At 74.4% G+C, this 11,754-nt stretch carries 11 protein-coding genes; 2 read left to right on the forward strand and 9 right to left on the reverse strand.

The window, feature by feature from the left end:
* Positions 1-10: 10 nt before the first annotated feature.
* From ACIA5A_RS14175 to ACIA5A_RS14190, 4 genes are all read right to left on the reverse strand, one after another.
* Complete coding sequence (locus ACIA5A_RS14175; RefSeq protein WP_030503112.1) at positions 11-295, reverse strand: GlsB/YeaQ/YmgE family stress response membrane protein; 285 nt, start codon at positions 293-295, stop codon at positions 11-13.
* Between the two features lie 248 nt (positions 296-543).
* Positions 544-828: a GlsB/YeaQ/YmgE family stress response membrane protein gene (locus ACIA5A_RS14180; protein WP_396761083.1), complete on the reverse strand. Its 285-nt coding sequence runs from the start codon at positions 826-828 to the stop codon at positions 544-546.
* 234 nt (positions 829-1,062) lie between these two features.
* Positions 1,063-2,940, reverse strand: a complete 1,878-nt coding sequence (gene lepA, locus ACIA5A_RS14185) for a translation elongation factor 4 (protein WP_396761086.1) — start codon at positions 2,938-2,940, stop codon at positions 1,063-1,065.
* A 95-nt stretch (positions 2,941-3,035) separates the two neighbouring features.
* Positions 3,036-3,572: a DUF4240 domain-containing protein gene (locus tag ACIA5A_RS14190; protein WP_307755287.1), complete on the reverse strand. Its 537-nt coding sequence runs from the start codon at positions 3,570-3,572 to the stop codon at positions 3,036-3,038.
* Here ACIA5A_RS14190 and ACIA5A_RS14195 point away from each other — a divergent pair.
* Both ACIA5A_RS14195 and rpsT read left to right on the forward strand, forming a co-directional pair.
* The gene (locus ACIA5A_RS14195) at positions 3,571-4,629 is read left to right on the forward strand and encodes a phosphotransferase family protein (protein ID WP_396761089.1); all 1,059 of its coding nucleotides are present in this window, start codon (positions 3,571-3,573) and stop codon (positions 4,627-4,629) included. The genes ACIA5A_RS14190 and ACIA5A_RS14195 overlap by 2 nt on opposite strands.
* Before the next feature lie 164 nt (positions 4,630-4,793).
* Positions 4,794-5,060 carry a 30S ribosomal protein S20 gene (gene rpsT / locus ACIA5A_RS14200; RefSeq protein WP_091071372.1) on the forward strand — a complete coding sequence of 89 codons (267 nt, stop codon included), beginning with the start codon at positions 4,794-4,796 and terminating at the stop codon, positions 5,058-5,060.
* 89 nt (positions 5,061-5,149) lie between these two features.
* Here rpsT and ACIA5A_RS14205 read toward each other — a convergent pair whose 3' ends face one another.
* The 5 genes from ACIA5A_RS14205 to ACIA5A_RS14225 form a co-directional block, all read right to left on the reverse strand.
* A complete protein-coding gene (locus ACIA5A_RS14205; protein ID WP_396761092.1) occupies positions 5,150-6,403 on the reverse strand; it encodes a cellulose-binding domain-containing protein in 1,254 nt (417 codons plus the stop codon).
* A gap of 240 nt (positions 6,404-6,643) precedes the next feature.
* Positions 6,644-7,042 (reverse strand): hypothetical protein, encoded by a 399-nt coding sequence (locus ACIA5A_RS14210; protein WP_396761095.1) that lies wholly within the window; start codon positions 7,040-7,042, stop codon positions 6,644-6,646.
* Positions 7,039-8,019 carry a DNA polymerase III subunit delta gene (holA, locus tag ACIA5A_RS14215; protein ID WP_396761098.1) on the reverse strand — a complete coding sequence of 327 codons (981 nt, stop codon included), beginning with the start codon at positions 8,017-8,019 and terminating at the stop codon, positions 7,039-7,041. Before holA ends, ACIA5A_RS14210 begins: the two co-directional genes overlap by 4 nt.
* 135 nt (positions 8,020-8,154) lie before the next feature.
* Complete coding sequence (locus tag ACIA5A_RS14220; protein ID WP_396761101.1) at positions 8,155-10,515, reverse strand: ComEC/Rec2 family competence protein; 2,361 nt, start codon at positions 10,513-10,515, stop codon at positions 8,155-8,157.
* Positions 10,512-11,594: a helix-hairpin-helix domain-containing protein gene (locus tag ACIA5A_RS14225; RefSeq protein ID WP_396761104.1), complete on the reverse strand. Its 1,083-nt coding sequence runs from the start codon at positions 11,592-11,594 to the stop codon at positions 10,512-10,514. The genes ACIA5A_RS14220 and ACIA5A_RS14225 overlap by 4 nt, the downstream gene beginning before the upstream one ends.
* Positions 11,595-11,754 lie beyond the last annotated feature (160 nt).

Below are 11,754 nucleotides of genomic sequence, written 5' to 3' on the forward strand. Positions count from 1 at the left end.
TGGTGCGGGGTCAGTAGCGCGAGACGCCACGCCGACGGCCGACACCGGCCACCAGGGCCACGCCGATGGCGGCGAAGAGCACCTGCAGCATCAGCTCGCGCCAGTCGATGCCGGCGGTCTCGGCGAAGCCGGAGGCCCGGGCGACGATGGTGCCCAGCAGCGCGGCGCCGACGCCGATCAGCATGTGCAGCCACATCGGCATGTTCTGCCGGCCCGGCACGACCAGCCGGCCCAGCGCGCCGACGATCAGACCAACGACCAGCGCCGTGATGATGCCCCAAACGGTGAGCTCCATGGTCGCCCTCCTCCTTCGGATCGTGTCACACGAGTTCGTGTGGTTTCTGTCGTGACCGCTAAGTTCCCGACCCGCCAAAATCCCAAACCGACTCCGGTGACGAATTGTTCGTACCGACCCTGAGCTGCTGCTTGGTCCACAAAAGGCCGCCCGGCGCGTCATCGCCCGGACCGACGGGGTTCAATGCCGAAACGCCGACGGGCGCCCGGCCGGAAGGCCGGGCGCCCGTCGAGGCGCGTGATACGCGGTCAGTGGTGGGTGACGCCGCGACGACGACCCACACCGGCCACCAGGGCCACGCCGATGGCGGCGAAGAGGACCTGCAGCAGCAGCTCGCGCCAGTCGATGCCGGCGGTGTCGGCGAAGCCGGAAGCGCGGGCGACGATGGTGCCGAGCAGCGCGGCACCGACGCCGATCACCATGTGCAGCCAGATCGGCATGTTCTGCCGGCCCGGCACGACCAGCCGGCCCAGCGCGCCGACGATCAGGCCGACGATCAGCGCGGTGATGATGCCCCAGACGGTGAGCTCCACGATCGGTCCTCCAAATAAGCGGTTTCGCACGTTCTGTGCGGTTGCTGTCGTGACCGCTAAGTTCCCGACCGGCCGAAAATCGAAACCGGCCGGAATCCCGTCGACCCGGTCCGCGACCGCCCCGCCGGCCGAAACCGCAGGTGGGAGCGCTGCCGTTAACTGAAAATTTCCTGAGTACGCGGACCGGCCGGCACCCCCGGAAGGGGTGCCGGCCGGTCGTGCGGGCTCTGGTGGCTACTTCTTGCCGGCGCCCTTGGCGTCGCCGGAGTCGGACGAGAGCGCGGCGATGAAGGCCTCCTGCGGGACCTCCACCCGGCCCACCATCTTCATCCGCTTCTTGCCCTCCTTCTGCTTCTCCAGCAGCTTGCGCTTGCGGCTGATGTCGCCGCCGTAGCACTTGGCGAGCACGTCCTTGCGGATCGCGCGGATCGTCTCCCGGGCGATCACCCGGCTGCCGATGGCCGCCTGGATCGGCACCTCGAACTGCTGGCGCGGGATCAGCGAGCGCAGCTTCGCCGCGATCGTCGTGCCGTAGTTGTAGGCCTTGTCCTTGTGCACGATCGCGCTGAACGCGTCCACCGGCTCGCCGTGCAGCAGGATGTCCACCTTCACCAGGTCGGACGCCTGCTCGCCGGAGGGCTCGTAGTCGAGCGAGGCGTAACCCTTGGTGCGGCTCTTGAGCTGGTCGAAGAAGTCGAAGATGATCTCGGCCAGCGGCAGCGTGTAGCGCAGCTCCACCCGGTCGGCGGAGAGGTAGTCCATGCCGAGCAGGGTGCCCCGCCGGCCCTGGCACAGCTCCATCACCGCGCCCACGTAGTCGTTCGGGGTGAGCACCGTGGCCCGCACCGTCGGCTCGTACACCTCGGCGATCTTGCCGGTCGGGTATTCGCTGGGGTTGGTGACCACGATCTCCTCGCCGTCCTCCGTGATGGCCCGGTAGACCACGTTGGGGGCGGTGGAGATGAGATCGAGGTTGAACTCCCGCTCCAGCCGCTCCCGGATGATCTCCAGGTGCAGCAGGCCGAGGAAGCCGCAGCGGAAGCCGAAGCCCAGCGCGCCGGAGGTCTCCGGCTCGTAGACCAGCGCCGCGTCGTTGAGCTTGAGCTTGTCGAGCGCCTCGCGCAGGTTCGGGTAGTCCGAGCCGTCGATCGGATAGAGACCCGAGTAGACCATCGGCTTCGGGTCCTTGTAGCCGCCGAGCGCCTCCTTGGCCGGGTTGCCGTTGATGGTGACCGTGTCACCGACCCGGGACTGCCGGACGTCCTTCACGCCGGTGATCAGGTAGCCCACCTCGCCGACGCCGAGCGCGTCGGCCTTCACCATCTCCGGCGAGATGACGCCGATCTCCAGCAGCTCGTGGACCGCGCCGGTGGACATCATCTTGATCCGGTCCCGGGCCGAGATCCGGCCGTCGATCACCCGGACGTAGGTGACCACGCCGCGGTAGACGTCGTACACCGAGTCGAAGATCATCGCGCGGGCCGGGGACTCGGCCGCGCCCACCGGCGGCACGAACTGCCTGACGATCTCGTCGAGCAGGTAGGGCACGCCCTCACCGGTCTTGCCGGAGACCCGGATGCAGTCCGCCGGGTCACCGCCGATCAGGTGGGCCAGCTCCTCGGCGTACTTCTCCGGCTGGGCGGCCGGCAGGTCGATCTTGTTGAGCACCGGGATGATGCGCAGGTCGTTCTCGAGCGCCAGGTAGAGGTTGGCAAGCGTCTGCGCCTCGATGCCCTGCGCGGCGTCGACAAGCAGGATCGCGCCCTCGCAGGCGGCAAGCGAGCGGGACACCTCGTAGGTGAAGTCGACGTGCCCGGGCGTGTCGATCATGTTGAGCACGGCGGACTCGCCGGTCCGGTCGCCCTCCCGGATCGTCCACGGCATCCGGACGGCCTGGCTCTTGATGGTGATGCCGCGCTCGCGCTCGATGTCCATCCGGTCCAGGTATTGCGCGCGCATCTGCCGGGGGTCGACCACACCGGTGAGCTGCAGCATCCGGTCGGCCAGGGTCGACTTCCCGTGGTCGATGTGGGCGATGATGCAGAAGTTCCGGATGCGCGCCGGGTCGGTGGCACCGGGAGCGTTCGCGCCGGGATCGAGCGTCGGGGGCACAGCGGTCCGTTCTGGTCGGCTGACGTGAGCGGGCCGGCGCGGCGCCGGCCCCCTCTATGCTCCCACGTCGCCCGCGCCGCGCCCGGGCTCCCCCGTCACTCCGCCGGCGGCTCGACGAAGAGCGCGGCCAGCCTCGGCAGCCGGCGGCGGGCCTCCTCCTCGTCGTCGAAGTCCCAGAAGTCGTTCAGGTCCGGCACCGGGACCGGATCACGCTCGGCGGGCAACTCGGCCGCGGTGGCCTTCCGATATGCCTCCCACGGCACCGACAGCATCCGCTCGCACTCGAACTCCTCGCCGCTGAGCGCCGCGGCCCGCACCCCGGGCAGCTCGGCCAGCGAGTCCGGCTCGCCCACCGCCCGCGCGAAGACGGCCCGGCCCTGCGTCATCAACCAGCCCCGGAAGTATTCGAAGCCGTCGTCCGAGGCGCCGCCGTTGATCAGGTAGGCCGCGCCCCACAGGTCGACCCGGTAGGAGGCGGCGAGCACCCGCCGCTGGTGGTGGGCGTACCCGACGATCTCCTCCGGGTCGCGCTCGGCCAGCAGCGCGACCGCCCGGGCGGCGACCGCGTCGGCCTCTCCCCCGGCCCCGGCCCGGGCCTGGTCGATCAACTGCCAGAAGTCCTCGGTCCTCATGGTCGGCAGTCTGGCAGAGCCCACCGACGCGCCGCCGGTGCCCGGCCGCGCGCCGGTGCGGCAGCATGGTGCGGTGCGCCCGATCTCGCTACCGCCCGTGCCGTACGGGGCGACGGCCGTCCGGCCCGGCTGGGGTGACCTGCCGGCCGGGCTGCGCGACGCGCTGGCGTCCCGGCTGGGCGGCCCGCCGGTCGCGGTCGAGGTGGCCGGCGGCGGCTTCACCCGCGGCTTCACCGCCGTGCTCACCGGCCCCACCGGCGAGCGGGTGTTCGTCAAGGCGGCGGCGCTGGACGGGCAGCGGCACCTGGTCGACTGGTACGCCCACGAGGCCGCGATCCTCACCCGGCTCCCCGCCGGCCTGCCGGTGCCCCGGCCGTGCTGGGCGCTCACCGAGTCCGGCTGGTACGCCCTCGCGCTGGACGCGATCGACGGGCGCACCCCCCGGCTGCCCTGGGACCCCGCGGAGCTGGCGGCGGCCCTCACCACGTACGCCGAGGTCGCCGCCGCGCTGGCCGACCCGCCCGCGGACCTCGTCGCGCTCGGCCTGCCCCGCCTCGCCGACCTGGCCCGCGACGACATCCTCTGGTGGGGCGAGGTGGCGGCCGGCCGGGAGCCGCTGCCCGAGCCGGCGGCCCGGGCGCCGCTGGCGGAGCTGGTCGCGCTGGAGTCCCGCCTCCCCGGCTACGCGGACGCCGCCGCCGGGCTGGCCCACGGCGACCTGCGGGTGGACAACCTCCTGGTCGACCCGGACGGTCGGGCCTGGCTCTGCGACTGGACCTGGCTCTGCCACGGGCCGCCCTGGTTCGACCTGGCCGGCCTGTTGATCACCGGGTACGCCACCGGCCTGGACGCGGACGCCGCCTTCGCCGGCCACCCGGCGGCCGCCGGGGCACCCGCCGACGCGCTGGACGTGAGCCTCGCCGCACTCGCCGGCTACTTCCTCACCGGCGCCGCCGCCCGCTCGTCGAGCGCCTCCCCGCACCTGCGGTCGCACCAGCGGTGGAGCGGTGAGCAGGCGCTCGCCTGGCTGGCCACCCGCCAGCACTGGCAGGTGTAAGGAGGGGCCCCCTGTTAACGCCTCCGGTGGAGAAGGGGCCCCTTCTCACAGGCGTTTTGGCTCGGCGGGGACCGACCTGGTAACCTGGCCATTCGCGCGGCGATGACGCATGCTCGTCGCGCGCGGAAGCTGACCAACCCGAGCTATCAAGACGAGGCTGTCGCGTGGCGAACATCAAGTCCCAGATCAAGCGCAACCGGCAGAACGAGAAGCGCCGGCTGCGGAACAAGTCGGTCAAGTCGTCGCTGAAGACCGCCATCCGCAAGTTCCACGAGGCTGCGGAGGCCGGTGACGCCGAGAAGGCCACCGTCCTCATGCAGGAGGCCACCCGCAAGCTGGACAAGGCTGCCAGCAAGGGTGTCATCCACGCCAACCAGGCGGCCAACCGGAAGTCGGCGATCGCCAAGCGCGTCGCCTCGTTCTCGGCCTGACGACACCGCAGACCTGACCGGAAGCCCCGGGACGCACCGTCCCGGGGCTTCCGGCTGTCCGCGTTTCCGGACCCGCCGGGCGGTACGGGTCAGCAGCCGATCCGGCTGGACCCGACCGCGACGTCGTCGTACCAGAGGGTGTCGGCCCCGCCGCCGTAGCTCTCCCAGCCCAGCTTCAGGTCGGTGAGCTGCGGGCGCCAGGTGCGGTTGTACCACTGGCCGTCGATGTCGTGCGTCGGCACGCCGTCGGCGGTGAGCCCGGCGACGGCGGCGCCGTCCAGCCAGGTGCGGAGCTGACCGGCCGAGCCGTCGACCATGAACTCCAGGCAGGCCCACCGGTTGGTGGGCAGCGGCACGCTCTGCGCCACCCCGGCCGGGCTCTGCTCGGGCAGCGTCGCGTCGTCCGAGGCCCGGTTCCACTGCATGGCGCCGTTCTGGCCGCCCATCCGCAGGTCCTTGTTGCCGTCGGCGGCGTCGGTCATCGCGATCATCGTGGTGTGGTCGGTGGGCTGGGCGGTGGTGTGCCGCACCCAGATCCGGCCGTACCGGACGCTGCCCACGCTGCCGAGGTTCTTGGTCGACCGGACGAAGACGTGGTTGCAGTAGCCGGCCGCGCCGTTGATCCGGATCGCCCGGTTGCCGCTGTGCGTGGTGGCGGTGTCGACGGTGGCCGTGCCGGCGCCGGCACAGTCCGGGTTGACCACGGTCCAGTCGCCGGAGGGCGTCGAGCCGGTCTGGTTCTCGAAGCCGTCGCACAGCACCGCTCCGGCGCACCCGGCCGGCGGGTTCGTGGTCGGCGGCGCGCTTGTCGGCGGGAGCGTGGTGGGCGGCGGGGCCGTGGTGGGCGGCGCGCTGGTGGGCGGGGCCGTGGTCGGTGGCGCGGTGGTCGGTGTCGTCGTGGTGGGCACGCCAGTCGGCCCGGCGCCGTTGCACGGCACGCCGTTGAGCGTGAACCCGGTGGGCACGCCGCCACCGGTGGCGAACGTGCCCTGGACGCCGAACTCGGTGGAGCCACCGGCCGGGATGCTGCCGTTGTACGACAGGTTGCGGGCGGTCACCGTCGCACCGGACTGGCTGACCGTGGCGTTCCAGCCGTTCGTGACGCGCTGGTCCCCGGCGTACGTCCAGGTGACGGTCCACCCGGAGACGGCGGTGTCACCGGGCGAGACCTTGACCGTGGCGGTGAATCCGCCGGTCCACTGGTTGGGCGTGTAGTCGACCCGGCAGCCCTGCGCGGCGGCGGCCGGGCCGGCGAGCAGGGCCGTTCCGGTCGCGGCCACGGTGGCGGCCAGCGCGACGACGACCGCCAGAGCAGGGGCGGTGCGGGCGCGGGAAATCGTCATGGAGGGTCCTTCGGCTTCGAGCGGGGCGGAGGCGGCGCGGCGACGCGCGTCCTGGACGGACGCGGCGCGGCGGCACGCCCTGGGTGCGGCGCGACGGTGCGCCACAGCGGTTGGTCGGCGCGTACGACCGAGGTGCCCGGCTCGGGGTGGACCTGTCCGCCGCCGTCGGCCCGATCGCCCGGGCCACGGCGGTGCCCACCCTCAATCTATTGACAGATTTCTATTGAATCAAGCGTCCGGTCAGCGGAAGGAGTCGGGCCAGGTGATCTCGGACTCGGTGCGGCGGCCGGGAAGCGCCCGGGCGGCGGTCGGCACCCGCGCCCGCCCGACGACCGGCTCCATCTGCCGGCGGAACCGGCCCCGCTCCTGCTCGGGCACCTGCGCGGCGGTCCGGATCACCATCTCGGCCACCACGTCGTTCAGCTTGACCATCACCGCCACGGCGGTCGGCAGCACCAGCACCGCCCACCAGCTCACCAGCTCGGCGAGCGCGAGCAGCACGGCCAGCGCCGCGGCGCCCTCGAAGAAGAGGAAGCAGAGCACCCCGCCCGGGTTGACGAAGCGCAGTCCGAGCACCCGGGCGTAGAGCGGGCGGTACCGCTCCTCGTCCGTCGGCACTGTCGACCACGCTCGGGTCACCGGGCGCCACCCTGCCGGGCCGCGGCCACCGAGAAGACGGCCCGCTCCAGCGCGTAGGCCCGGTCGTCGGCGCCGCCCTTGACCGCCGCGTTGCACTCGGCAGCCGCGCGCATCGCCTGGACCAGGCCCTCCGGCGTCCAGCCCCGCCCCTGGCGCTGGGCCCGCTCGATCTTCCACGCGGGCATGCCCAGGCTGCTGGCGAGCTGGTAGGCGCTCCCCCGCCCGGCCGAGGCGACCCGGGCCACGGTCCGTACGCCGTCGGCGAGCGCGTCGGCGATGGGCACCGGATCCACCCCGACGTGCAGCGCCCAGCGCAGCGCCTCCAGCGCGCCGGGGACGTCGCCGACCATCGTCGCGTCGGCCACGGTGAAGCCGGTGACCTCGACCCGGCCCCGGTAGTAGCGGGACACCGTCTCGGCGTCGATCCGCCCGTCGGTGTCGGCGACGAGCTGCGAGCAGGCGGCGGCCAGCTCGCGCAGGTCGTTGCCGACGGCCGCGATCAGGGCCTCGGCCGCGTCGTCGGCGCACTTCCCCCCGTGGCGGCGGATCTCGTCCCGGACGAAGGCGACCCGTTCGCGGTGCCCCTTCAGCTTCGCCGCCGACACCACCGTGGCGCCGGCCGACCGCAGCCCGTCGGCGAACGCCTTGCCCTTGCCGCCACCCAGGTGCAGCACCACGAGCTGCACGTCGGGGTCGGGATTCTTCGCGTACGCCAGCAGCGCGGCGGACAGGTCCTTGCGGGCGTCCTGCCCGGAGCGGAGGACCAGCACCCGGCGGCCGCCGAACAGCGACGGGCTGAGCATCTCGTCGATCTCGCCGACCGCCACCGAACCGGCCTGGTATTCCCGGACGTCCGCGTCGGGGTCCACCGCCCGGGCCCGGGCAACGGCTTCGGAGACTGCGCGCGTGGCGAGCAGCTCCTCGTCGCCGAGGACGAGCAGAATGGGAGGCAGGCTGGCGGGGCTCACGTCGCCCATACTCGCACGCACTCCGACCGGTTCGTGCCTGCTCATCGGGGACTGTGACGGCACAGCCCGCACTCAACGCAAATCCAGACATTTGCCTTGATGCGGAAGCTATGCCAACAAGATCCCCGATCCGCGTCGGCGGGCTCACCGCGACCGCCCCGGCTCGACGCCCCGCGCCACCACCGCCAGCCCGGCGCCGGCACGCACCACTGCCACGTCGCCGTCGGTGTCGGTCCGCATCACCCGCGCCCCGCCCCTGGTCAGCCGGCCCAGCAGGCCCGGGTTGGGGTGCCCGTAGTCGTTGTCCACGCCGACGCAGATCAACGCCACCGCCGGCCGGGCCGCGGCGAGGAACTCCGGGTCCTGGTACGCCGACCCGTGGTGCGGCACCTTCAGCACGTCCACCCGGATGGCGGCGGCCGGCACCGTCTCCCGCACCGCCCGCTGCTCCTCGGTCTCGGCGTCGCCGGCCAGCAGGATCCGCACCCCGGCCACGGTGGCGGTCAGCACCAGCGAGTTGTTGTTCGGGTCCGAGCGACTGCCCCGCAGCGGGTACGGCGGCCCGAGCGCGGCCAGCTCGACCGTGCCGGCCCGCCAGCGCCAACCGGCCGGCACCGGATCGACGCGGGTGCCACCACGACGGGCCGCCTCGCGCACCTGGGCCACCCCGTAGGGCGGCTCGGTCCAGGGCGGGCCCACCACCGCGCCCACCCGCCGCCCTCGGAACACCCCGGCCACCCCACCCACGTGGTCGGCATGGAAGTGGCTGACCACCAGCAACGACACCTCGCGTATCCGGAGCCGCCGCAGGCAGCCGTCCACGCCGGACGGCTCCGGGCCGGCGTCCACCACCACGGCCCGCCCGGCGGCGACCGGCAGCACCACCGCGTCGCCCTGCCCCACCGCGCACGCCACCACCACCCACCCGCGCGGCGGCCACCCGGAGGCCAGCAACCGGATCGGCGCCACGCCCAGCACCACGGCCACCACGACGACCGCTACCACCCGGCGGGTGCGACGCCGCCGGGCGGCCAGCAGCAGCGCCACGCTCACCGCCGCCAGCAGCAACGCGCCGGCCACCCCGCCCAGCCACGGCACGTTCCCGGCCGGCAGCCCTGCCCCGTGCGACGCCACCGTCACCAGCCAGCGCGCCGGCCAGCTCGCCAGCCAGGCGAGGAATTCGGCGCCGCCCGGCCACACCGGCGACAGCACCGCGGCGAGCACGCCCAACACCGTGGCCGGCGCGACGGCGGGCACGACCAGCAGGTTCGCCGGCACCGCCACCAGGCTGACGGTCGCGGACAGCCCGGCGATCACCGGGCCGCACGCGAGCTGCGCGGCGGCCGGCACCGCCAGCGCCTCCGCCAACCCCGGCGGTACGCCCCGACGACGCAACGCGTCCCGCCACCCGGGCGCGAGCAGCAGCAGCCCGCCGGTGGCGCAGACCGACAGCGCGAAGCCCGGATCGCCGGCCAGGTCCGGGTCGAGCAGCACCAGGCCGGCAACCGCGGCGGCAAGCGCGGGCAGCGCGGCCCGGGGCCGCCCGGCGGCAAGCGCGGCGAGGCCTATCGCGCCCATCGCCGCGGCCCGCACCACGCTCGGCGAGGGTCGCACCAGGACGACGAAGCCGACCAGGGCCAGCCCGCAGAGCGCCACCGCGGTACGCGGCCCGGCGCGCGCCCAGCGGGCCAGCAGCAGCACCGCCCCCACGACGATCGCCACGTTGGAACCGGAAACCGCGTTGAGGTGCGTCATCCCGGTGGCCCGGAAGTCCTCCTCCACCTCGGGCAGCAGCCGGCTGGTGTCGCCCACCACCAGCCCGGGCAGCAACCCGCCCGGGGCGTCGGGCAGCGGCTCACAGGCCCGTTGCAGCCCGGCCCGCAACGCGCCGGCCGCGCGCTGCGCCCTTGACGGGACGCCCTGCCGAACGGGCGCCCCGGAGGCCGAGAGCACCGCGGCGGTCAGATCGCCGCCGCGCGGCTCGGCGAGCCGGCCCCGGGCGGTGACCCGCTGCCCCGGCAGCAGCCCCTGCCAGCCCGGGTCGGTGGCCAGCACCAGGCCGCGCACCGGGCCGGTGACCCGGCCGCCGTCGGGGCCGGTGAGGCGTACCAGATCGACCCGGACCAGCAGCGGCGCCGGGCGGCCCGGTGAGCCGCGCACCCGGCGGGGGTCGTCGCGCACCACCAGCTCGGCGGTCACCAGCGCGCGCTCGGTGACGAGCGCGCGGACCGGGGCGGCGTCGCGGACCGCGAGTCGGGCCCCGGTCGCCGCCGCCCCGCAGAGCACGCCGAGCAGGACGGCCACGGTGATCCAGCCGTAGCGGCGGATCGGCGCGCGGCGCAGGAGCAGGCCCGCGGCCAGCGCGAGGCCGGCGGCGACGGCGGCCAGCCAACCGGTCGCCCGGACGGAGAGGTGCAGCCCGGCCAGCGCGGCCAGCCAGACCGCCGCCGCGAATCCGGCCAGCCGCAGGTCCGGTCGCGCGTCCGCACCGTCGTCGCCGCTCACACCGTCACCAGATCCTTGAGCTGCTCGTAACGGGCGTCGCCGATGCCCTCGACCTGTCGCAGGTCGGAGACGGACCGGAAGCCGCCGTGCTGCTCCCGGTGGTCGAGGATGCGCTGGGCGAGCACCGGGCCGACGCCGGGCAGCGCGTCGAGCTGCGCCAGCGTGGCGGTGTTCAGGTTGACCGGCCCGGCGGCCGGACCACCGGGCGCACCGCCGCCGCCCGCCGGGCCGGGCGCGGCCTGCCCCGGCGGGGCGGTGACGCCGACCAGGATCAGCTCGCCGTCGGTCACCTTGCGGGCCGGGTTGAGCAGCGCCACGTCCACCCCGGGCAGCGCGCCGCCGGCCGCCTCCACGGCGTCGGCCAGCCGCGCGCCGGCCGGCAGCCGCACCAGGCCGGGCCGGCGGACCTTGCCGGCGACGGCGACGACCACCTGACCGGACGACCCGGCCGGCGCCGCCGCCCCGGTCATCGCCCCGGTCACCGCCTGCGTCGCCGTCTCGGCCGAGGCGTCGCCGGACGGCGCGGCCGGGCGGACCGGTTCGGCGGTCGGGCGGGAGCGCCACGCCCAGACGGCGGCCACCAGCACGACGAGCGCGGCCACGGCGGCGAGGGCACGGACACCGCGCCGACCCGGGTCGAACGCGCCGGGGCCGGGTAGTCGGGCCGCCGGCCCGCGCGCGGCCCCGGGTGGGCTCTCCGCCAGGACGTCGGGATCGGGCTCGACGGACGCCGGAGTGGACCCGAACGGCGTCGACCCGTGATCGGGTTCCGGGTGGCCGCGTCCCGGCCCGGAGGCGCCCGGCTGTCGCGGGCCGGGGCCGCTCGGCTGTCGCGGGCCGAAACGGACCGGCTGTCGCGGTACGGCGCGGTCCGGCTGCCGCGGTACGGCGCGGTCCGGCTGTCGCGGCGTGGGGCGGTCCGGCTCGGGAGACGGGTACGCCGGTGACGACTCGGGCGTCGCCGCGTCGACGGCTCGCGGCACGCCGTCCACGGCGGCCGGGGCGGCAACCGTCCGACCCGTCGGCGTGAACAGGCGGGCGAGCCGCTGCCGTACCGTCGTCTCCTCGTCGTCTGACACGGCTCGGGACGCTAGCGGCGATCGCCTGCCGAGGGCCGACCCCCGGACCCTCGCCTGTGGACAACGGGCGCTTGTGGACAACCACCCGATCACGCCCCCGATGTGCTGTCGCCCAGAGCGCGACTCCCCCACGCCCGCACATCCATGGTGTTCCACCCAC

It is taken from the genome of Micromonospora sp. NPDC051300, from assembly GCF_044455315.1.
In the GTDB taxonomy this organism is placed as follows: Bacteria; Actinomycetota; Actinomycetes; order Mycobacteriales; family Micromonosporaceae; genus Micromonospora; species Micromonospora robiginosa.

Bases quoted from the DNA above. Each gene is read 5' to 3' on its own strand.
- holA (WP_396761098.1), bottom strand. From the start codon at position 8,019: ATGGGCGACGTGAGCCCCGCCAGCCTGCCTCCCATTCTGCTCGTCCTC.
- ACIA5A_RS14195 (WP_396761089.1), top strand. From the start codon at position 3,571: ATGGTCGGCAGTCTGGCAGAGCCCACCGACGCGCCGCCGGTGCCCGGC.
- ACIA5A_RS14205 (WP_396761092.1), bottom strand. From the start codon at position 6,403: ATGACGATTTCCCGCGCCCGCACCGCCCCTGCTCTGGCGGTCGTCGTC.
- ACIA5A_RS14190 (WP_307755287.1), bottom strand. From the start codon at position 3,572: ATGAGGACCGAGGACTTCTGGCAGTTGATCGACCAGGCCCGGGCCGGG.
- ACIA5A_RS14175 (WP_030503112.1), bottom strand. From the start codon at position 295: ATGGAGCTCACCGTTTGGGGCATCATCACGGCGCTGGTCGTTGGTCTG.